Annotated in this window: 14 protein-coding genes; 7 read left to right on the forward strand and 7 right to left on the reverse strand. The window is 70.5% G+C overall.

The features are described 5' to 3' along the window. Positions 1 to 799: 799 nt before the first annotated feature. The 5 genes from ACN265_RS32465 to ACN265_RS32485 all read left to right on the forward strand — a co-directional run bounded on the left by ACN265_RS32465 (position 800) and on the right by ACN265_RS32485 (position 7891). Entirely contained in the window at positions 800 to 3412 is a 2613-nt protein-coding gene (locus tag ACN265_RS32465) for a BTAD domain-containing putative transcriptional regulator (protein ID WP_421411215.1), read from the forward strand. A gap of 86 nt (positions 3413 to 3498) precedes the next feature. Further along, complete coding sequence (locus tag ACN265_RS32470) at positions 3499 to 4569, forward strand: methyltransferase (protein WP_420119659.1); 1071 nt, start codon at positions 3499 to 3501, stop codon at positions 4567 to 4569. 82 nt (positions 4570 to 4651) lie between these two features. Continuing rightward, positions 4652 to 5650, forward strand: a complete 999-nt coding sequence (locus ACN265_RS32475; RefSeq protein ID WP_363649293.1) for a methyltransferase — start codon at positions 4652 to 4654, stop codon at positions 5648 to 5650. 78 nt (positions 5651 to 5728) lie between these two features. Further along, positions 5729 to 6643 (forward strand): aromatic prenyltransferase, encoded by a 915-nt coding sequence (locus ACN265_RS32480; protein WP_421411217.1) that lies wholly within the window; start codon positions 5729 to 5731, stop codon positions 6641 to 6643. A 57-nt stretch (positions 6644 to 6700) separates the two neighbouring features. Further along, positions 6701 to 7891, forward strand: coding sequence for a cytochrome P450 family protein (locus ACN265_RS32485; protein WP_420119662.1), 1191 nt, complete (start codon positions 6701 to 6703; stop codon positions 7889 to 7891). Positions 7892 to 8063: 172 nt separating this feature from the next. Here the strand turns inward: ACN265_RS32485 and wrbA are convergent, their stop codons facing one another. Continuing rightward, on the reverse strand, positions 8064 to 8672 hold the full coding sequence (wrbA, locus tag ACN265_RS32490) for an NAD(P)H:quinone oxidoreductase (protein WP_204925357.1): 609 nt from the start codon (positions 8670 to 8672) through the stop codon (positions 8064 to 8066). A gap of 307 nt (positions 8673 to 8979) precedes the next feature. Here wrbA and sigJ point away from each other — a divergent pair, with 307 nt between their 5' ends. After that, positions 8980 to 9903, forward strand: a complete 924-nt coding sequence (gene sigJ / locus ACN265_RS32495) for an RNA polymerase sigma factor SigJ (RefSeq protein WP_421411219.1) — start codon at positions 8980 to 8982, stop codon at positions 9901 to 9903. Positions 9904 to 9984: 81 nt separating this feature from the next. On the opposite strand, the gene ACN265_RS32500 is transcribed toward sigJ, so the two are convergent. The 3 genes from ACN265_RS32500 to ACN265_RS32510 all read right to left on the reverse strand — a co-directional run bounded on the left by ACN265_RS32500 (position 9985) and on the right by ACN265_RS32510 (position 14262). Then, positions 9985 to 11307, reverse strand: coding sequence for a cellulose binding domain-containing protein (locus ACN265_RS32500; RefSeq protein WP_421411221.1), 1323 nt, complete (start codon positions 11305 to 11307; stop codon positions 9985 to 9987). A 76-nt stretch (positions 11308 to 11383) separates the two neighbouring features. Next, entirely contained in the window at positions 11384 to 12748 is a 1365-nt protein-coding gene (locus tag ACN265_RS32505; RefSeq protein WP_421411223.1) for a glycoside hydrolase family 43 protein, read from the reverse strand. A 14-nt stretch (positions 12749 to 12762) separates the two neighbouring features. Then, positions 12763 to 14262, reverse strand: a complete 1500-nt coding sequence (locus ACN265_RS32510) for a glycoside hydrolase family 43 protein (RefSeq protein WP_307798933.1) — start codon at positions 14260 to 14262, stop codon at positions 12763 to 12765. Between the two features lie 497 nt (positions 14263 to 14759). Between ACN265_RS32510 and ACN265_RS32515 the strand changes: the two genes are divergently transcribed. Further along, positions 14760 to 15986, forward strand: coding sequence for a cellulose binding domain-containing protein (locus tag ACN265_RS32515; protein ID WP_421411225.1), 1227 nt, complete (start codon positions 14760 to 14762; stop codon positions 15984 to 15986). Positions 15987 to 16013: 27 nt separating this feature from the next. On the opposite strand, the gene ACN265_RS32520 is transcribed toward ACN265_RS32515, so the two are convergent. The 3 genes from ACN265_RS32520 to ACN265_RS32530 all read right to left on the reverse strand — a co-directional run bounded on the left by ACN265_RS32520 (position 16014) and on the right by ACN265_RS32530 (position 21375). After that, a complete protein-coding gene (locus ACN265_RS32520; protein WP_420115773.1) occupies positions 16014 to 18371 on the reverse strand; it encodes a low temperature requirement protein A in 2358 nt (785 codons plus the stop codon). A 274-nt stretch (positions 18372 to 18645) separates the two neighbouring features. Next, positions 18646 to 20130: a ricin-type beta-trefoil lectin domain protein gene (locus tag ACN265_RS32525; protein WP_420115772.1), complete on the reverse strand. Its 1485-nt coding sequence runs from the start codon at positions 20128 to 20130 to the stop codon at positions 18646 to 18648. A gap of 186 nt (positions 20131 to 20316) precedes the next feature. Continuing rightward, the gene (locus ACN265_RS32530; RefSeq protein ID WP_363649279.1) at positions 20317 to 21375 is read right to left on the reverse strand and encodes a polysaccharide deacetylase family protein; all 1059 of its coding nucleotides are present in this window, start codon (positions 21373 to 21375) and stop codon (positions 20317 to 20319) included. Positions 21376 to 21527: the final 152 nt, after the last annotated feature.

Raw genomic sequence — 21527 nt, forward strand, 5'->3', positions numbered from 1 at the left:
CCTGGCCCGGTGTAGCCGCCGGTGACGTCACGCGTTGACGGGGGACACCGGTCGGCCCCGGCGTGCGTACGGCCGGTCGGTGGCCACTGGCCGGTGTGTCCGCGCGGGCCCGTGGGTCGGTGTGGTTCGCTGGTCCGGCCCCGGCGGCGCACGCTGCGACGGCGCGGGATGCTGAGCTGGGCGGGCGGTGTGGATCGACTGTGGCCGCCGCCCGGCTGGCCCGGGGCGGACCCGGAACGCGTCCGCCGGAAATGCGCCGGGCAGCATGGACGCACCCCGGCCGGCAGCCGTGATCGCGCATAAGGGTACGCCGAAGTGGCACCGTGATCAGCCAGGCGGCGGAAACCCGACACCATCCACCCCGGCCTAACATCGTGACGCCTTTTCGGTGATGTCAACGGGTGCCCGAAGCGAGGGCGTCCCGACTCGATACCATCAATGACCTGCATCGATTAGCGAAGGTTATGGTCCTTATTGCCACCACCTCCGGTCGGCGGTAGCGTTTTGCCCGGCAACATGAGCGCAGCCTAGGTAGCCGCGGGGGAAGGGGCACCGTCATGCGGTCTGCGGTCCATGCCCGGGTAACGGGCAAGCGGGACCACAAACCATTTGGTATCGTCACACCGGACCCGTGTCGTTGCGCTTCTTCCGCTGTTCACACCGGAAGTGCCGACGCATGATCAATATTGCTGTCACGGGGTCCTCATTCCGTACCGCGTCGGACCCCTCCCGAAGGGACGAGGAGCGGGTCGCCTGCCGGGTCCTGGCGGAGTTCCGCGCGCTGGGGCCCCTGGAGGCGGTGGTCGCGGGCCGACTGGTCGATCTGGGCGCACCGAAGCAGCGCGCGCTGTTGGCGTTGCTGGTGAGCCGGGCCGGTCAGCCGGTGGCGGTCGAGGTGATTCTGGAAGCACTGTGGGCGGAGCACCCGCCGCCGTCGGCGATGGCCTCGTTGCAGGCGTACGTGGCCAATCTGCGCCGGGTGCTGGAGCCGGACCGGGCCCCACGGACGCCGGCCACGGTGTTGCGCACCTGCCCGCCCGGCTACCTGCTGGACAGGCGGGTCGTGGACGTCGACGTCCACCGGTTCAGCGGACATGCCACGGCCGGCTGGCAGGCGTGGGACCGGGGCGACGCGCAGCAGGCGCTACACGAGTTCGAGACCGCCCTGTCGCTCTGGCGTGGGCAGGCCTACGCGGAGGTGGCGTACGCCCCCTGCATCGTGCCGGAGGTGGCGCGACTGGAGGAGTTGCGGCTGTCGGTCGTCGAGGCGCGCTGTGCGGCGCTCCTGGCGGTCGGCGCGCACGAGGTGGCCGTCGCCGAACTCGACGCGTTCGTCCACGCCTATCCGTTGCGCGAGTACGGCTGCGAGCTGCTGAGCCTGGCGCTGTACCGGGCGGGCCGGCAGGCCGACGCGCTGGGTGTGCTGCGGGCGACCCAGCGGCGGCTGTCCGAGGAACTGGGCATCGACCCACGACCGTCACTCCAGCACCTGGAACGCGAGATTCTCAACCAGGTGCCGGCGCTGGAGTGGCGTCCCGCCCCGCCTGTCGCGGTGCCGACCGGTCCCGACCGGCCCGCCGCGACGGGGCGGGCCCGGACGACCGGCCCGCTCCCACCGGCGGCACCGTCGCCGCTGGTGGACGGCGAGGTCTTCGTCGGCCGGGAGGACGCCCTGCGACAACTGCTCGACGCGTTGACCGGGGCGACCGGTCGGGGCCGGGTGGTGACCGTCTCCGGTGAGCCCGGCATCGGCAAGACCAGCCTGCTGCGCCGGTTCGCCATGCTGGCGGGTGCGCCGGTGCTCTGGGGCAGCTGCCCGGAACACGTCGTCGCACCGCCCCTGTGGTTGTGGGAGCAGATCCTGCGGGCGGCCGGCACCTGCTTCCCGCACCATCCCGTACCCGCGCCGGTGGCCGAACTCCTCAACGGCGACCACCAGCAGATGGCGGACGGCACCGAGGTGGCCACGGCCACGCTGCGCCGGTTCGAGGCGATCCTGCACTACCTGACCGACGCTTCGCAGGCCGCACCCCTGGTGATCGTCTTCGACCACCTGCACCGGGCCGATGCGAGTTCCCTGAGGTTGTTGGCCCACCTGGCCGAGTCGGTGCCGGAGAACCGCCTCCTGCTGGCGGTGTCCTACCGGTCGGGGGAGGCGGCGTCCCTGGCCGAGACGCTTGCCGCACTCGCCCGCTCGGAGCTGACCCGGATAGAGCTCGCGGGTCTGGACGTCCGGGAGACCCGGTGCCTGGCGAGCGACCTGCTGCACCGGGAGGTCGGTAGGCCGACCGCCGAGGGGCTCTGGGAACGCACCGAGGGCAACCCGTTCTTCCTGCGGGAACTCATCAAGCTGTTGACCACCGACGAGCATCTCGCGCATCCGCACACGGTGCCGGTGCCCGTGCCGGTACGCGAGGTGGTGCTTCGGCGGATGGGCTGTCTCCCGCAGTCCGCCCTCGACGTGGTGTCGGTGGCCGCCGTCGCCGGCCGACACTTCGCCATCGAGATCGTCGCCGAGGCGGCCGGCATCGGGATCGAGTCGGCGTTGGAGATCATGGACGCCGCCGGCGCGGTGGGCCTGATCGTCGAGGACGAGCAGCGACTGGGATGGTTCCGCTTCACCCACGCCCTGGCCGCCGAGGCGCTCTACGAGTCGATCGGGCGACTGCGCCGGGTCAGGCTGCACCGACGGATCGGGATGGCGGCGGCCCGGGCCTGGGCGGGTGTTCCGGAACGGGCCGCCGAGATCGCCCGGCACTGGCTGCTGGCCGCCGAACTCGATCCCGCAGCCGCCGCCCGCGCCTGTACGTACGCGGCCGTCGCGGCACGGGCGGCCGACACCCGACTGGCGTTCGGGGAGGCCGCCACACTCTGGCGGCAGGCCCTGACCGCTGCGGAGTTGGCTCAGCGGGAGGATTTCGACAGGTATCCGCTGCTGCTCGGGCTGGGCACCAGCCTGTACCGCGCCGGGAACCCGCGCGACGGGTTGCCCGTGTTCATCCAGGCCATCGAGGAGTCACTGGTCGTGGGGGAGTCCCGTGGCAAACCGGCCACCTCCCGGCTGGTAGCCGTGGCGGCGGCGGCGGTCGGCGAGCCGCTCTGGCGTCAGTCCGGCGACGGTGAGGCCGGCCGTCGGCTCGTCGACGCCCTGGAGCGTGCACTGGCACAGGTGACCGACCCGGTGTCCCATGCCCTGTTGCTGTCCTGCCTGGGCGTGGCCCGCATGCGCGACGACGACCGGGGTCGCCGGGTCGCCCTGTCGGACGAGGCGCTTGCGCTGACCCGGCTCGTGAACGACCGCCTGGCCCTGACCGACCTCCCCCAAGTCGATGCCAACCGGTCGAACAGTCCCGGCCAAGCCCGGTGGTCGATGCTCGACGGCAGATCCGATCAGGGGCCGAACCCTAACTGACCATCAGCCGGTCCCGGGACGTTCCGTGGTGGGTGCCGGGGTCACCTGTCGTGCCGCGGCAGCAAACAATTCGGAGGGATCAGTACATGACGCCAGAAGCCACGCTCGCCCGGTTCCGTGAGTACATGGTGGGGCCGACGCGATTCATGAACCTGCTGTCCTGTTTCGAGCTCGGGCTGATCGATCGGTTGCGGGAGAACCCGGGTCTGACGGCGGTGAAGCTCGGTGACGCGGTGGGGGTGAAGCCGGACGCGGTGGAGCAGCTCCTGCAGTTGATGGTCAAGGAGGGCTTCGTCGCGTACGACGAGGGTTCACGCGCCTACTCGCTGGACGCCCTCGGTGGCGTCGCGGAGGCCGACCTCGACCGCGCGCTCGCCTTCATGAAGATGATCAAAGTGGCCATGCTCCGGCAGATGTTCTATCTCACCGAGAGCGTGCAGACCGGAACGCTCGTGGGGCTCAAGGAGTTCTACGGTTTCGACGGCACGCTCTTCGACGCCGCGGCCGAACACCAGGACATCCTCGAGTCGTGGGGCCGGTTGGCGCAGCTGGAGACCGGCCACGTCTACGGCTGGTTCTTCGAGAACCTCGACATTCCGGCCGGCGCGCGGGTGCTCGACCTGCTCGGCGGCAACGGTCTCGGATCGATCATGACCTACCGGTCGAAGGCGTCACCGGGCCTGCACGTCACGAACTTCGACGCGCCGGGCAAGGAGGAGGAGTCGCTGCGCAACTTCCGGGAACACGGCGTCGAGGAACACTGCTCGTTCGTCGGCGGCGACATCTTCACGGATGTCCCGACCGGTTTCGACGTGGTGCTGATCAAGCACTACCTCGACATGTACGACAGGGGTGACGTGCTCAGGATCCTCAGGAGCGCCAACGGGGCCCTGGAGGTCGGTGGTCAGCTCGTGATCCTGGCGCCGGTCTATCCCGAGGACGTCACCGATCGCGACGACTCCCAGGTCGACTTCTTCCCGACGTTCCTGCTCGGCTGCGCCACCGCTCAGGGCGGGTTGCAGAAGGTGTCGACGTACCGCGACTGGCTTGCCGAGTGCGGCTTCGAGCTGACCCGGGTGGTCGGCAAGGACCCCGCCGACATCCCACCGGACGCCATCCCGAGACGGTTCATCCTCTTCGCGACGAAGACCGCATGACCAGTCGGGACCGGAGCGCCCCACCGACCCCCGTCGCCGGCACCGGGTGCGCACTGCACCCCCACACCCGAGCAGGAGCAGCATGACCAGCGACCAGCCCACCCCGGACCGCATCATGCACCTCGTCAACGGCTACTGGGCCACCGGCATCCTCGGCGCGGCGGCGAGCCACGCGCTCTTCACCCACCTGGAGGCCGGCGCGGACACCGCCGGCGGGTTGGCCGACCGGTCCGGCATCTCCGAGCGCGGAGCGCAGACCCTCCTGGACGGGCTCGTCGGCATCGGCCTGGTCGAGCTGCACGACGGTCGCTACCGCAACACCGCCGAGGCGAGCACCTTCCTGGTCGAGGGGAAACCCACCAGCCTGAGCGAGTTCGCCAAGCTCAAGATGACCCACATGGCTGCGCTGGCGGACCTGCCGGAGGTGGTCCGTGCCGGCGGACCGATCAGGGCCGCGACCGTGGAGGTCGCCGACAACCCCCACTGGAAGAAGGTGGTGACGGCCATCGCCCCGCAGTCCGTCCCGGTCACGGCGATCGTCGCCGAACTGCTGGGACTGGCGGACGCCGGCGAGATCTCGATCCTGGATCTCGGCGGCGGCTCGGGGATCTTCTCGGCCGCGTGGCTCGGGCTGAACCCGGCGGCCCGGGCCACCCAGCTCGACTGGGCGCCGATCAACGCGATCGCCCGCCGGCTGGTCGCCGAGCAGGGGGTCGCCGACCGGTTCACCTGCATCGACGGGGACTTCCACAGCACCGAGTTGGCGGCCGCCGCCTACGACGTCGTGGTCTACTCCCACGTGGCCCACCAGGAGGGTCCGGAGGACAACACGGCCCTGCTCGCGAAGGTGCGCGGCGCGCTGCGGCCCGGCGGCACCCTGGTCATCTGTGACTACGTGGTCGACGACGACCGGAGCGGCCCCTCCTTCTCGCTGATCTTCGCGGCGGAGATGCTGCTCAAGAGCAGGCGGGGCGGGACCTGGCGGCGGGCCGACTACCTGGCATGGCTCGCCAAGGCCGGTTTCGAGGACGTCACCTTCCACCCCACTCCGTCGCCGACCACGGTGATCCTCGCCCGCTAGCCGGGCCAACCCATGCTTCTGCCGCTGCCGACGGGTCGGCCCGTGCTCCGCGCGCCGGCCCGGACACCTGGAGGATGAATGTCCGAGCACCCCGAGTCAGCAGACCTGTACTCGGCCATCGAGGAGTCGGCCCGGTTGCTGGAGGTGCCCTGCTCGCGTGAGCGGGTCCAGCCCATCCTGGACGCGTACGCGGATTCGCTGCCGAGTGCCGTCATCGCGCTGCGGGTGGCGACCGGGACGCGGTACCAGGGTGATCTCGACTGGCGCTTCACCGTCGGGAGGGAGGTCGACCCGTACGCGGTGGCGCTGTCGAACGGGCTCACCGGGAGGGCGGACCACCCGGTCGATGCCCTGCTCGCCGAGATCCGCGAGAACTGTCCGATCGCCGGTTACGGAATCGACTTCGGCGTGGCCGGCGGGTTCAAGAAGATATACGTCTTCTTCCCGCCGGACGGCATGCAGTCGCTGGCCACGCTCGCCGCATGTCCCTCGATGCCCCGCAGCCTGGCCGACAACATGGAGTTCTTCGCCCGGCGCGGCCTCGACGACAGGGTGAACACCTTCGGCATCGACTACCGGCACCGGACGGTGAACGTGTACTTCGGTGCGCTGCCCGACGCATGCCTCACCCCCGAGGGCGTCCTGTCGATGACCCGTGAACTCGGTCTGCCCGATCCGGGCGAGCGGATGCTCCGGCTCGCCCGGCATTCCTTCGGCATCTACGCCAGCCTGGGCTGGGAGTCCTCGGCGGTCGAGCGATTCTGCTTCGCCGTGATGACGTCGGACTCGGCATCCCTTCCGGTCCCGTTGGAACCGAAGATCGAGCAGTTTCTCCGGGGGCTGCCCAACAACGCCGCCGACAGCAGGTTCGTCTACTACGCAGGGGTGTCGTCGACCGGTGAGGAGAACTACAAGGTCCAGTCGTACTACAACTGGCAGCCCCGGATGCTCGACCAGATGTTGCTGTCCGACTCCGGTACGACAAGCGGGTGACGCCACGCGCGTTGTCCCGGTCCGTAGCCGTCGCCGTGTGAGAGAGCAGTGGTGCTGATGAGCGACTCCCCGGATGTCCTCGACCTGACCGGTACGGTGCAGGACTTCCTCACCTCGATGCACGCCGCCGGACCGGTCCGGCAGGTGCGGCTACCCAACGGCGTGCCGGTCTGGATGGTCACCCGGCACGCCGAGGTGCGCGAGGCGCTGAACGATCCCCGCCTGTCCAACCGGGACCAGCACGACTGGTTCGACCAGGGCGCGTTGAGTCCGCAGGTGCGGTCCGCGATGAACACGTCGATGCTGCGTATCGACCCGCCCGACCACACGCGGCTGCGCAGGCTGGTCGCCAAGGCTTTCGTGCCCCGGCGGATCGAGGCGCTGCGTCCCCGGGTCGAACACCTCTCCGGGGATCTGCTGGATCGGCTCGCGGCCGGTGCCGACGAGGCGGATCTCATCGCCGCGTACGCGTCCCCGCTGCCCGTCCAGGTGATCTCCGAACTGCTGGGGGTGCCGGTCGAGGACCGGGCCAACTTCCGGAGGTGGGCCGACGCGTTCAGCGCCGGGCTGGGAGCGCCGGTCTTTCCGGTCCGCGAGGTCACCGACTTCGTGGCGCACCTGCAGGGGTTGGTCGCCCGGCGGCGGGTCGACCCGGACGACGCGCTGCTGTCGGCGTTGATTGCCGCCCGGGACCAGGCCGACCGGCTCACCGAGGACGAGCTGATCTCGACGGCCTTCCTGTTCGTCGTCGCCGGCCACGAGACCACGACGAACCTGATCGGCAACGGTCTCTACCTGCTGTTGCGGACCCCGGAGCTCGCCGACCACATCCGGGCCCACCCCGAGGATCTGCCCCAGGCCATCGAGGAGTTCCTCCGGTACGAGAGCCCGGTGACGGGTGCCGCGTTGCGCACCGTCACCACGGCGATGAACCTCTTCGGTACGGAGGTGGCGGCGGGGGATCTGGTCATGGTGTCCCTGCACGCGGCCAACCGGGACGGCACCGCGTTCGCCGACGCCGACCGGTTCCTGATGAACCGTGAGCGCAACCCGCACCTCTCGTTCGGCTACGGCATCCACTTCTGCATGGGGGCGCCGCTGGCCCGGATGGAGGCACAGGTCGCCATCGGGGATTTCCTGGCCCGCTTCCCGCAGGCCCGGCTGGCGGTGGATGCCGACGCCATCGAGTGGCACCCGGGCCTGCTCACCCGAGGGTTGGCCGCGCTGCCGGTCCGGCTCGCCGGTTGACGGCGTACGCCACGGGCGGCGTATGACGACCTGTCGCCGGCAGGGCGGCCCGGGTGGGTCCGGTCGGGCCGGACGACCACCGTCCCGTCCCCGCTTCGTGGGCCACGTCGAGGGGTGACCCGCCGGCCGGGCCGGCGGGTCACCCCTCCCACGGCTGTCGCCGGAGGTCGGATCAGGCGGGGCGGCCCGCCTTCAGCGCGGCCATGGTGTCGACCACGCGGCGGGCCTGGTAGCGGGCCGCCTGGAGGGTGACGTCACTGGGCGGGCCACCGCCGGCCACGTGGGAGGTGCCGTAGGGGTTGCCCGACTGGAACTGGATCGGGTCGGTGTAGCCGGGAGGGACGATGATCCCGCCCCAGTGGTAGAAGATGTTGGACAGCGACAGGAGGGTCGACTCCTGCCCGCCGTGCGCGCTGTTGGACGCGGTGAAGGCCGAGTAGACCTTGTTCGAGAGCTTGCCGTGGAACCACAGTGGACCGAGGGTGTCGATGAATGCCTTGAGCTGGCTCGACACGAGACCGAAGCGGGTGGGGGTGCCGAACATGACCGCGTCGGCCCATTCCAGGTCGTCGCCACTGGCCACCTCGACGTCGGCGGTGTCCTGGACGTGCTGGGCCCACTCCTCCCTCGCATTGACCGCCTCGGCCGGAGCCGTCTCGGCCACCCTGCGCAGGCGTACGTTCGCGCCGGCCTTCTCCGCCCCCTCGACCGCGGCCTTGGCCAGCGTGTGCACGGTGCCGGTGGCACTGTAGTAGATGATCGCGAGGTTCACTGGTTCCATGATCGTTCTCTCCCGGTCGGCGGTGCCGTGACGATGGCCGTGGATCAACTGCTGACGGAGCACGGGCCGAAGTGACCCCGGACGAGACCGGCCGGCACCGGCGGCGCGAGGTCCGCCACGACGGTTCCGGTGTCGCCCGGGGCGAGGTTCATGTCAGGTTCTCCCCGCGGTTTGCTGGGATAGTGTTCGGCCTACCGATACGACGAAACAGCCCTGCCGAATGTCAGGCGGCGCTTCGACTCCGCAGCTGCGGGTGCCGTCGGTCGAACCGGTGGGGAAGCGGACGATCAAGGGAGTCGGCGTCAGCATGACCAACCCCAGCGGGCCCGGACTGGACTGGCCCGAGGCGGCCCCGAGCGGGCCGGTGAGCGAGCGGCCCCAGCTCATCGGTCTCGCGTACCGGCTGCTCGGGTCCCTGGCCGACGCCGAGGACGTCGTGCAGGAGGCGTACGCCCGCTGGTATGCCCTCTCCCCCGACCAGCGGGGAGCCATCGAGACCCCGGGTGCCTGGCTGACCAGGGTCGCCGGCCGGATCTGCCTCGACGTGCTCGGCTCGGCCCGCGTCCGGCGGGAACGTTACGTGGGGGAGTGGCTTCCGGAGCCCCTGCCCGACAGTGCCGAGTGGACCGGCGACGGTACGGGTGACCCGGTCGACCGGGTCACCCTGGACGAGTCGATCAGCATGGCCTTCCTGGTGGTGCTCGAATCGACGACACCGGCCGAGCGCGTCGCGTTCATCCTGCACGACGTCTTCCGGTACTCCTTCGCCGAGGTGGCCGAGGTAGTCGGCCGTACGCCCGCCGCGTGCCGCCAGTTGGCCTCGTCCGCCCGTCGCCGGGTGCGCGGGTCGTCGGCGCCCAGGGTGCCGGCAGCCCGGCAGGCCGGTGTCGTGCGGGCCTTCAAGCAGGCGTGGGAGGACACCGACATCGACGCGCTCGTCGGTCTGCTGACGCCCGACGCCACCGCGACCGGTGACGGCGGCGGCCTGGTCAGCGCCGTACTCCACCCGATCGAGGGTGCCGAGCGGATCGCGCGCTTCTTCGCCGATCGGGGCGGTGCGGCCTCCGGCGTCCGGCTCCTGGAGCGCACGGTCAACGGGCAGCCCGGTCTGGTGGCGCAGGTGGCGGGCGTCGTCGGGGCGGTGCTGGCGTTCGACGTCGAGGGTGACCGGATCAGGCGCATCTGGACGGTCCTCAATCCCGACAAGCTCCGTGCCTGGACGGCCGGCTGAGCTGCGGGCCGTTCCCGGACGCCGGCGTCCGGGAGCGTCGCGGGCGGGCCACCCCGGGCCCGCCCGCGACCGGTACGGCGGTTACCTGGTGCAGGTGACGCCGTTGAGCGTGAACGTCGGCGGCGCGGCGGCGTTGCCGGTGTGGTTGGCCTGGAAGCCGATGCTGACCGAGGCGCCGGGGGCGATGGTCGGGTTGTAGCTGACGTTGCGGGCGGTGACCTGGCCGGAGGCGGGCGTGTAGGTGGCGTTCCACCCGGAGGTGATGCTCTGCCCGCCGGGCAGGGTGAAGACCAGCGACCAGCCGTTGACCGGGGTGCTGCCGGTGTTGGTGACGGTGAGGTCCTCGGTCAGGCCGGTGCTCCACGCGTTGACCGTCGCGGTGACCGCGCAGCCCCCGCCGCCCGGCGGTGGGGTGGTCGGTGCGGGTGTGGTCGGGCCGGGTGTGGTCGGGCCGGGTGTGGTGGGCGTGGGCGTGGGCGACGTGAACTGGGTGAAGAACCGCCACGTCTCGGCCGGCAGCCAGGTGCGGGTGCCGCTGTCACCGGGTGCGCCGTCCTGCGGGGCGGCGATGTGCCCCTCGTCGAAGGCCGCCCACACCACCGGGTACCCGGCGCGGCAGCCCGAGTAGGTGGTGCTGCGGTGGGTCAGGCTGCCCTGGCTCGGCTCGGGCGGGTTCTGCGCGGTGCAGCCGTTGTTGCGGACGAACCGGTCGCGCAGCGTACGCCCGCCGGCGATGGAGAGCACGCCGTCGCGGATGCCGTGCGCGCCGAAGTAGGCGATCGGTTGGGTGCCGCCGCTACATCCGCTGAGCTGCCCGCCGGAGTAGACCGCCACCGCCCGGAACACGGTGGGCCGGGCGCAGGCGACCGCGTAGCTCATCGCGCCGCCGTAGCTGAAGCCGAGGGCGAACCGCTGGGTGGTGTCCACGCACAGCCCGGCCTCGACCCGGCTGAGGATGTTGTCGACGAAGGTGATGTCCTCCCCACCGGCGTTGCCCCAGCCGTTGTTCAGGCCCTGGGGCGCGACGAAGATGGTGCTGTTGTTCGCCAGTCGTTGCAGGCCGTAGTAGGACCACACGTCGCGCTGCACGGTCTGACCGGTGGCGACGTCGGTGGCGGTGCCGCCGACCCAGTGGAAGCCGAGCACCAGCCGGTACTGCCGGTTGACGTCGTAGCCGTCGGGCACCCGCAGGATGAAGCTGCGGTTCTTGCCGTTGCTGGTGATGGTGTGGGTGCCGCTGGCCAGGGTCGGGGCCTTCCCGCAGCCGGCCGTCGCGGCGGTCGTCCCGACGTCCGCGGCGCGGGCGGAGGCGCCCAGGCCGCCGCTGACCATCGCGGTGCCCAGGCCCAGGGCCAGCAGCATCGTCGCGGCCACCGACCCGAGTCTCGATCTGCGTCCTGTCATCAGGTGTCTCCTCGTGCGTGGGGGTGGAGGTGGTCGCCGCCGGCCACGGTGGGCCGGGCGGCCGGGCGGCGGGGCGTCAGCGGAACTGCCACCAGTTGACGTTGAAGAGGTTGCCGCTGCCCCCGGCGAACCGCAGGTACACGTCCTGGGTGCCGGTGACGCCGCTGACCGGGCAGGTGACCGTGGTCCAGGTCTGCCAGCCGCCGGTCACCGGGACGGTGCAGGTGCCCACGGCGGTGCCGGTGACGCCGCCGAGCCGTACCTCGATGCGGCCACCGGTGGTCGCCGACGCGACCCGGGCGGTGAACGAGGTGGCACCGGCCCCGAAGGCGACCCCCTTGACCTTGATGTGGTCGCCGTTGTTCAGCCAGCCGACGTTCATCCCGCCCTCGCTGGACGGCTCGGTCTCCACCCCGACCGACCAGGCGATCGTCTCCGCCTCCTGGCGGACGTACGGGTTGAGCGTGCCGACCTGCGGTGCACCGGAGGTGGTCATGGTGATCGTCGGGATGGTGCCGTCGGCGCGGTAGGCGAACTTCTCCACCGCGACCGAGCGGGTGAAACCGCCGCCGCCGGGCAACGCGCCGTTGTGGTAGAAGAAGTACGAGCCGCCGTTGAAGTCGATGACGGCGGCGTGGTTGGTGAAGCTGGCCCCCTGCCGGGGCATGATCGTCCCCCGGTAGGTCCACGGCCCGGTCGGGCCCGGCGCGGTGGAGTACGCGATGAACTCCGAGCAGCATTCGGCCGCGAACACGTTGTAGTAGAGGCCGTTGCGCTTGTAGACCCAGGGTGCCTCCTCGTACAACGTGGGTCGGCTCGGGTTGCCGCTGCGGGTGCCGAAGCCGGCGGTGGTCAGCGGAATCTGGGTCGGGCCACCGGAGAACGAGACCATGTCGGTGTTGAGCCGCACGTACCACAGGTTGGGGTTGCCCCAGTACAGGTATGCCTGCCCGGTGTCGTCGACGAAGGCGTGCGGGTCGATCTCGCCGTTCTCCACCAGTGGCCGGCCGATGGCGTCGCGGAACGGACCGGTGGGGTTGTCGGCGACCGCGACGCCGATCGCCATCCGTCCGGTCGCCCGGTTCTTGACCGGGACGTACCAGTAGAAGCGGCCGTTGCGGTAGACGGTCTGGCCGGCCCACGCGTCGGCGCTGGCCCAGCTGAAGGTGGCGAGGCTCATCGGGGAGCCGTGGTCGGTCCAGTTGACCATGTCGGCCGACGAGTAGACGCGCCAGTCCTTCATCGTGAAGTACGTCGAGCCGTCCTCGTCGTGGCCGGTGTAGAGGTAGACCCGGCCGTTGTGTACCAACGCCGCCGGGTCGGCCGTGTAGATGGTCTGCACGATGGGGTTGTCCGCGTGGCCGGCGACCGGGCTCAGCACGACCACGCAGAGCAGACTCGCGAGCAGTGCCGCACCGCGGCGCAGCAGGGTCCTGGTCATGGTGTCCTCCTCGGTCAGGGCGTGATGCGGAAGGTGGCGTCCTGCCTGTCGTTCAGGGCCGACCCGGCGCTGAGCGGGTCGATCCGCAGCAGGTTCCCGGCGTGCCGCAGGTACCGGTCGGGGAAGTTGGCGGAGCGGAACGACGTCCATGCCGCGTCGGCCAGGCCGGCGGTGCGGTGGAAGGTGGCGTCGGCGCGGAACGTCGCCGACCCGTCGTTCGGGTCGAGCCGGATGGCGTAGTTGCTGTGCCGCAGGAAACTGCCCGGCCGGTTCACCGACTCGAACGAGACCCCGGCGGCGTCGGACAGGCCGGCCACCATCCGCCACAACTGGTCCTGGTACGGGTCGAACGGGAACGGGTCGATCCGGCCGACGCCGTTGCTGTGCCGTACGACGTAGTCCGGCAGGTTCGACGACTTGAGCCGGACCCAGTTCGGGGTCCCCCACCGGGACACCATCGCGTTGTACTCGGCGTCGCTGATCCCGACGATCGAGCCGTGCTTGGCGTTCAACGGCGGGGTGTAGTCCCGCTGGTTGAGCGCCGTCCACGAGTTGCCGCCGATGTTCGAGGTGGACCAGATGTAGTAGTCGGCGTTGACCGGGCTGAACGAGTCGCCCCACAGCCGCCAGCCGCTGCCGTCGTTGTTCTTGACCAGCAGCGGAGCCTCGATCGCGTTGCCCATCCGTAGCCCGCTGGTGTAGGTGGTGAAGCTGTTCGGCGCCCCGGTCGAGGAGCGCGCGCCGTGCAGCAGGCCGGTGGAGAGGTTCTTGTAGTAGAGGTAGGTGGTGCCGCCGTCGACGACGACATCGCCGTCGAGCACGCCGAACCCGGGGCTGAAGAACACCTGCTGGGGGCCGATGTTGACGAAGTCGCTGGTGTAGTTGACCATCAGCACGTCGCCGCCGCTGTTGCAGGAGTAGACGATGGCGTACTGGCCGCGGGCGGCGTCCCAGAACGCGGTCGGCGCCCAGGTGTGCGAGTTGGGCAGGGTGTGCATCCTGATCCGGCGGTAGCCGGTGAAGTTCGTCAGGTTGGTCGAGTCCCACACGTGCAGGTACTGGCTGTTCAGGCCGAAGTTGGTGCCCTTGAGATCGGTGGCCAGCACCACGAAGGTGCCGTCCTGCTTGCGGAACACGAACGGGTCGCGCAGGCCGAGCTGCCCCTGGGTGGGGGTGACGACGGGGTTGTTCTGGTTCAGCGGCGTCCAGTTGAGACCGTCGCGGCTCACCGCCAGGTGCAGGCCGTAGTCCGCGCCCTGGAAGCTCGGCGTCTCGGTGAAGTAGGTCATCGCGTACGCGGTGTTTGCCGCCCACGCGACGCCGGGCAGCCCGGCCACCGATGCTGCGGTGAGCGCCCCGGATGCGGCCACGGCCTTGATGAGTGCTCGTCGGCTGATCGCCACGGATCGGACCCCTTCTGTCGTGGTGCCTGGTGGTGTGCGGATGGTGGGCGGGTCGTCGCGGCGCAGGGTGAGGCTGGCCGCCACCTGCGGCCCGGACGGGTGGGAGGGCACGCTGACGCCGACGGTCGGTGGTGTCCGCCGTCGTCGGTTCCTGGTGGTGTTCGACGTCCCGTCGACCGTCGTTCTGTTAGCGTTAACAGGTGCTGCCCGGGCACCCTCAGCTGCGGTTGGGCGACGCCTCGGTTCTCCCGACCGTGCGCCACGTCCGCTGATATGGACTCTCGTGGATGAATACGTGGTCCGTCAAGATGTGACACGGACTTTCTCGAAACTTCTCCGGCCTCGGTTCGCGGCTGTCAAACCGGCTATTCCGGCCCCTCTGCGAGGTTGTAGGGCTGCTCTACCTGCGGTTATCCGATCGGACGGGAGAAGTGGCCGCCGGGCAAGTCATGTGATGTTTGCGTTAACAGTTTCGAGGTATGGTGAGTGCGGCGGTGGGTGGCTGTCGTGCCCGGCGTCGGTACCGGTCGGGTCGGAGCTGGCCGGAACCGCGCACCGGATGATGTAAGCCGTTGACAAGCGTCGATGTGTTGCCGCACGGTGGACGCATGCCAGGGGTCCGTTCGTCCGCGCCGCGCCGCCGCGTGCGGCCCGGCCTGCTCGTCGCCGTCGTCTCGTCGATCGCCGTGTTCGGCGTGGGAGCGATCGCCGTACCGGCCGCCGGTGCCGGCACCACGACGCCCCCCGGAGCGGCCGCCGGTGGGCTCCCCGGGGTCGCGCCCGCACCCGCTGCGGCGCCCCTGACGGGAGCGGCCACGACGCCGCCGCCGACCATGGCACCCACCACCCCGCCGGGCACACCGAACACCTCGCCCTTCCCGCCGGGCGTGCCCACGAACGTCACCGCCAGCCAGGTCAGGACGAGGTCGGTCACCCTCACCTGGACGGCCGCGACCCCCGGCTGCTGCGCCATCGCCGGCTACGACATCACGTACTACAGCCCCTTCGACGACGTCGTCATGTCGGCAAGCGTCGGCGACGTCACCACCACCACGATCAGCAACTACATCACCCCGGGCCGGCAGTACTCGTTCCGCGTCTCCGCCCGGGACGTCGTCGGGCACCGCTCCCTGGCGTCGGAGCCGGTCACCGTGGTCACCCCGGTCACCGACACCGGGCCGGACACCACCCCGCCGAGCGCGCCGCAGAACCTGACCCTCGGCGACGTGACCGACTCGACCGCCACGCTCTCCTGGTCGCCGTCGACCGACGACGTCGGGGTGAGCGGCTACAACGTCTACCGCTTCGACGGCTGGTTCACCTCGTTCCTGGTCGCCACCGTGCCGACGACGACGTACACGATCGCGCTCCCCCCGCCGCCCCCGCCGTCGACGCCGCTGCGGTACCAGTTCTACGTGCGGGCCCGCGACGCGGCCGGCAACGTCTCGATCGCCTCCAACACGGTCTTCGCACCGACGACGCCCACCCCGCCGACGACGCCGATGCCGCCGCCGCCCACCTGCCGGGTGACCTACCAGAACCAGTCCGAGTGGCAGGGCGGGTTCGTCACCGTCGTGACGGTCCAGAACACCGCGACCGCGCCGGTGGACGGCTGGACGCTCACCTTCAGCTTCCGGGGGGACCAGCAGATCACCTCCGGGTGGAACGCGACGACCGGCCAGAGCGGGACCACGGTGACGGCCCGCAACGTCGACTGGAACCGCGTCGTACCGGCGAACGGCTCGGTGAGCTTCGGCATCCAGGGCAGCTGGAGCACCAGCAACGCGCCACCGACCAGCTTCGGGCTCAACGGCAGCCCCTGCACCGTCGGCTGAGCCCCGGGCGGGCCGCCGGGAACCGGGTCACGTCCGGGCGGGCCGCCGGGTCCGTGGGTCACCCTCCTGCACCGCCTCGACTACGGCGAAGCCGACGCCGAGCACGGTCAGCAGCAGCAACGAGACCACGGACGGCAGCGCGACGGTCACCGGCGCGAGGACGGTGACCACCACCGCGCCGATGAGCCGGTGGGGGCTGACCGTCCGGAAGATCCGCAGCCAGAACATCTGGTTGCCGAACAGGTACAACGCCACCCCGAAGAACAGCATGTAGTGGCCCAGCAGGGCGCTGTGCCGCTCCTGGGACGCGGCCAGGGTCTGGTGCAGGCCGTAGGCGACCAGGACGATCCCGGCCATCATCGGCAGGTGCAGATAGGTGTACGCGTCCCGCGCGGCGCGGACCCGACGGTCCCCCTCGTAGGCCCCGAGGGCGATCCGGGCCGCGTCGATGCCGGTGAAGTAGCTCCACCAGATCGTGCCGAGGGCCACCACCGACGCGACGACGACGACCAGCGTGGGGGCGGAGATCGGCACGTTGTTGATGGAGATGCCGACGGAGAGGACCGCCTCGCCGACGGCGATCAGGATGACCAGGGCGTGCCGGTCGGCCCAGTGCCGGACCAGCCTGATCCGCCACAGCCGCCCACCGGCCCAGTACCCGGCGACGTACTGCACGAGCAGCGCGGCCACCCAGAGCAGCGTGACGGCGGGGTGCCGGGCGACCGCGTCGGGGGCGACCACCTCGACGACGACGATCACCAGCAGGATGGCGATGGTGGCGGTCGTGGCGACGAACCGGGTCCGGGTGCCCCGCAGGTCGGAGTTCTCCCGGACGAGCTGCCGGAAGATCAACCCCTGCATGAGCTGGACGCCGATGTAACACCCGACGACCAGCAGCGGGCCGGGGAGGCTGCCGGGCAGGGGGACGAAGGCCTGCGGGATCGCCAGCCCGATCAGCAGCACCGCCGTCATGATGCCCGCCGTGCACAACCGCACCAACGTGCTGTCGTGCCGCACGGCGTTGGCGAGCCAGGTGTACGACGTCCAGGCCCACCACAGCAGCGCCAGCAGGATCATGCCCTGGGCCAGGCCGAGCAGGGTCGGAAACCGGTTCATCACCGCGGTGACCTCGATGAAGGCGTACACGAACACGAGGTCGACGAAGAGTTCCCGAGGGTCGACCGTCCCGACGTGGAGGCTCTCCTGCTCGACCGACTCGTGAAGTTGCCGGTGTTTCCGCCGGAAGAGGGTGTTGTCCAGCACCAGCATCGTGCAGACGGCGGCGACGAGCACCACCAGCGCCTGCACCGCGGTCAGCCGTCCGACCACCGTCAGCAGCGCCAGCAGCAGCGCCACCCCCACCAGCGGACCCCGACCCAGCAACCGGACCGCCCGCCACTCCACCACGACGAGCGCGCCCAGATAGAGCAGCACACCGCCGTACAGGACGGCGACGCCGGCCGACGGCCACGGGTGGGTGCTCTTCGGGGTGGTGTGCGTGTTGAGATACTTCAGCCCCAGCGCGAAGAAGATCAACCCGCCGATCATGGGCAGGTGCAGCCCGCTGTAGACGTCCCGACCGACCCGGGCGCGGTCCCGCCCGGAGCTGGCCCGCAGGGCCCGTTCGATGATCACCTTGGCCAGGTCGAAGTAGCTCCACCACAGCGCGAAGACCACGGTGATGCCCAGCACCGCCCCGACGGCCAACTGGGAGGTCACCGGGCGGTCCACCCCGAGCCCCTCGCTGGCGCCGATCGAGATGATCGTCTCGCCGAGCGCGATGAGCACGATCAGGGCGTGCCGTTCGGCCAGGTGCCAGGGCGAGACGACCCGCCAGCCGCCCTTGCTGGCCGCCACGAGGATCAGCGAGTCGATCATGAGAGCGCTCGCGAACAGCACAGCCTGCACCAGGGCGGCGTCGACGACCGCCGGCAGCAGCGGCGGCACCAGGTAGGAGGCGAGCAGCACCAGCCCACCGGCGATGAAGATCAACCAGGCGGCGACCACCGACGGCTGTCCGCCCTCGCCCCGGTGGCTGACGAACGTGAGGACGACCATGGCGGTCGCCCTGATCAGCAGATATCCGCAGATCAGCACCATCGGGCCGGGCAGCCCGCCGGCCCGGTCGGTGAACGCCTCGGGTATCGCGACCCCGATCGCCAACAGGGCGGCGGCGATGCCGAGCATGATCGGGGGCATGATCCCCCGGTCGAGGTGCACCACGTTGCCGAGCCAGACACACGGGGTCCAGCAGTGCCAGAGAAGGAGGATGACGAGCACGCCCTGGACCAACCCGAGGGGGCTGAAATGCTCGGCCATCAGCGTGGTGACGGCCAGGAACGCGAACACGAAGAGCAGATCGACGAAGAGCTCGACCCAGCTCACATCGCCGATGGCCCCGGGGTCACGGGCCACCAGACGCCGACCCCCGGCTGTCGGGTGTGGCGCGGGATCATCCCTCCGCACCCGATAAGCCTCGCAAACCGGACACGGCTTGTCCCGCCAACGTCGATTAGCGGAGCGAACGGTCGGCGCCGGGCGGAATGCACCTCCGCCGCGTACGTCCACCGGGAGCGGGCCGGTGTCTCCCTGGATGCGGGAGACACCGGCCCGGTCCGCGTGGTGCGGCGGCGGTCGCCGGTCGGGGCCGGCCGGGCCGTCAGGTCAGGGGCGTCAGGGTGAACCGCTGGTTGGTCTGCCCGTGACAGTCGTAGAGCTGGACCTGCGCCCCGTTGGCCGTGCTCCAGACGTCCAGGCACCGCCCGGACTGCACGCTGCTGATGGTGCCGTTGGCGTTGACGTTCCACTGCTGGTTGGTCTGGCTGTGGCAGCCGTAGATCTGGACCGCCGCACCGTTGCCGGAGCCGGCCGCGTCCAGGCACATGTCGCCGTACACCCGGAGTTGTTTGTTCGTGGTGTACGTCCACGACTGGTTGGTCCCGCGGTTGCAGTCCCAGAGCTGCACCCGGGTGCCGTTGGCGCGGGAGGCGTTGGGCACGTCGAGGCACCGGTTGGACTGCGCGCCGACGATCAGGCTGGCGGCGCCGGGCGGGTTGCTCGGCGGCGGCGTGGTCGGCGGCGGGGTGGTCGGGATCGGCGGCGGGGTGTCCGACGGGATCGGCGGCGGGGTGGTCGCGGTCGGCGGCAGCAGCGGGCAGGTGCTGCGGTAGCTGACCACGCCGCTGTTGTCCGCCAGCGGGCAGAGGAACTGGCTGTACCGGGCGTCGTTGTCGACGAACATCTTGAGGAACGGCAGCATGGTCCGGATCAGCACCGGGTTCGACCGGCCGACCATGAACCCGTGGTCGGCCCCCGCGACCTCCAGGTAGGCGCTCTCGGTCGTGGCCGGGATGCTGTTGTACAGGCCGGAGGCGTAGGACGGGGTGACCACCGTGTCCGCCTGCCCGGCGAAGACCATCGTGGGCACCCGGTCGTTGGCCAGGTTCGACGACGGCGAGTACGGCGCGATGCCGACCGCCGCCTTCAACGCCGGGCGGCGCAGGGCCGCGCTGAGCGCCCCGCCGCCACCCATCGAGTGACCGGAGACGGCCAGCCGGGTGGGGTCGATCCGGTCCCGGACCGGGCTCTGCTGCACCAGGTAATCCAGTGCGGCGAGCAACTGGGTGCCCCGGGCGGTGTCGAAGTCGTTGCGGCTGTTGGTCTCGATGCCGATCACGACGAAGCCGTGCGAGGCCAGCCACGGCCCCATCCAGGCCAGCTCGACGGAGAACAGCGCGGTGTAGCCGGGCGAGATGGCGACCGCCCCGAAGGTGCCCTGACTGGTGTCGGTCGGGTAGTAGATCCGTCCGCCGTTGAAGCCGTACCCGGTCGGGACGGCGACCGAGGTGTTGGCGAACGGACCGTTCACGGACGCGACGCTGCTCCGGGTCGGGTCGGGGCCCCGCTGGTACGGGTTGTCGGCGGCCGAGGCCGTGCCGGTCGTCACCGTCATGGTGAACAACCCGACGAGGGCAGCGGCGATCCCGGCCGCGGCGAGCGTGACCAGCCGGCGTCGTCGACGGGGGGAGACCCGGGCCGGGTGGGGCTGTGCCGGGGGCGGGGAGTGCGGTGCGTGTCCTCGCACTGTCGGTACCTCCTGGTGGTGGTGGGTGGCCCGTGGCGTGCTGTTAACGTTCACGTTCATCGATGGATTTCAGGTTGGCAGGTAATCCCGGGGTTTTCAACCGGTAGTTTCGAGCAGGTGACTGAAAAGTTTCGGGTCCGCCTCGACGGGCGGTCGTGCGGCGGCCCTCCCCGGACGCCGTGACGTCCGGGGAGGGCCGGTGGTCGGGGAGGGGCCTGCGGGCCCCGGTCGGGTGCCGCCCGCCGGTCAGCCGGTGGTGCACGACCGGATCTGCGGCCGGGCGCCGCTGTTGCCGTTCATCATCGTGGTGAAGCCGAAGGTGTTGCCGCTGCCGTTGGACCGCATCGTCATCACGTAACCGGAGCTGTCCCAGCTGGGCGTGCCGTTCCAGGTGGTGTTGACCTTCTGTGGCGCGGTCAGCGCCACCACCACCGTCCAGTTGCTGCCGCCCTGGACCGTCACCGAGGTGTTGTACCGGTCGCCCCACACGTTCGGGTACGTCGCCGTCGCGGTGCACGTCCCACCGGCCGGCGGGGTGGTCGGCGTGCCGGTGGGCGGGGTGGTCGGGGGGTTGGTCGGCGGGGTGCCGTCCGGGGCCACCGCCCGGCCGGTGCTCGGCGAGATCATGCCCGGGCAGAGGCCACGGCTGTTCAGGTTGGCCATGATCTGCGGAATCGCGTCGCGGGTGTTCTGGATGCCGTCGTGCATCAGGATCACCTGGCCGTTCTGGAGCCGGCCGGCGTTGGAGACGATCTGGCTGACGCTCGCGCCGTTCCAGTCCTGGGAGTCGACGTCCCAGATCACCTGGCGCATGCCGAGCGACGAGGCGACCGACTGGAGGGTCGAGTTGGTCTCGCCGTAGGGCGGGCGGAACAGTTGCGGCCGTACGCCGGTCGCCGACTGGATCGCCGAGTTGGTCTGGGAGAGGTCGGACTGCATCTGGCTCTGACCCATCGAGGTCATGTGCGCGTGGTTCCAGCTGTGGTTGCCGATCCACATGCCGGCGTCGACCTGGGCCCGGGCGGCGGACGGGTTGCCCTGCACGTTCTGCCCGACGTTGAACATGGTCGCCCGGACGTTGTTGGCGCGCAGCACGTTCAGCAGCGCGCCGGTGCTGCCGGTCGGTCCGTCGTCGAAGGTGAGACCGACGTAGCCGTTGCAGGCGGCGGCGCTGGACGGGGTGGCGGAGACCGCGACGCCGACGGCGCCCAGCGCCACGGTGGTGGCGAGCACCGCCAGCCGGACGGTCAGGCGGGAGGCTCGGGAACGGGACGGGTGACCGGAGCCACCGGTGCTGGAGATCATGCGCAGGTCCTCCTGGGGGCGGTGCTGCCTGGGGATGCGGGGTTCTATCGAGATGCATTGATGTCGCTGTGAATCGGAGTATTGCAGCGGCATTTCGAACGCGTCAACGACTTTCGGAAACTTTCGGAAACGTGTTCGGTCGGGGGTGTCGA

Origin of the sequence: Micromonospora sp. WMMD730, from assembly GCF_049178955.1 — a bacterium.
GTDB lineage: Bacteria > Actinomycetota > Actinomycetes > Mycobacteriales > Micromonosporaceae > Micromonospora > Micromonospora wenchangensis.

What these genes read in the sequence shown, in the direction of transcription:
- ACN265_RS32470 (WP_420119659.1), top strand. Translation starts at nt 3,499, where the DNA reads ATGACGCCAGAAGCCACGCTCGCCCGGTTCCGTGAGTACATGGTGGGG.
- ACN265_RS32475 (WP_363649293.1), top strand. Translation starts at nt 4,652, where the DNA reads ATGACCAGCGACCAGCCCACCCCGGACCGCATCATGCACCTCGTCAAC.
- ACN265_RS32480 (WP_421411217.1), top strand. Translation starts at nt 5,729, where the DNA reads ATGTCCGAGCACCCCGAGTCAGCAGACCTGTACTCGGCCATCGAGGAG.
- ACN265_RS32485 (WP_420119662.1), top strand. Translation starts at nt 6,701, where the DNA reads ATGAGCGACTCCCCGGATGTCCTCGACCTGACCGGTACGGTGCAGGAC.
- wrbA (WP_204925357.1), bottom strand. Translation starts at nt 8,672, where the DNA reads ATGGAACCAGTGAACCTCGCGATCATCTACTACAGTGCCACCGGCACC.
- sigJ (WP_421411219.1), top strand. Translation starts at nt 8,980, where the DNA reads ATGACCAACCCCAGCGGGCCCGGACTGGACTGGCCCGAGGCGGCCCCG.
- ACN265_RS32500 (WP_421411221.1), bottom strand. Translation starts at nt 11,307, where the DNA reads ATGACAGGACGCAGATCGAGACTCGGGTCGGTGGCCGCGACGATGCTG.
- ACN265_RS32505 (WP_421411223.1), bottom strand. Translation starts at nt 12,748, where the DNA reads ATGACCAGGACCCTGCTGCGCCGCGGTGCGGCACTGCTCGCGAGTCTG.
- ACN265_RS32515 (WP_421411225.1), top strand. Translation starts at nt 14,760, where the DNA reads ATGCCAGGGGTCCGTTCGTCCGCGCCGCGCCGCCGCGTGCGGCCCGGC.
- ACN265_RS32525 (WP_420115772.1), bottom strand. Translation starts at nt 20,130, where the DNA reads ATGAACGTGAACGTTAACAGCACGCCACGGGCCACCCACCACCACCAG.
- ACN265_RS32530 (WP_363649279.1), bottom strand. Translation starts at nt 21,375, where the DNA reads ATGATCTCCAGCACCGGTGGCTCCGGTCACCCGTCCCGTTCCCGAGCC.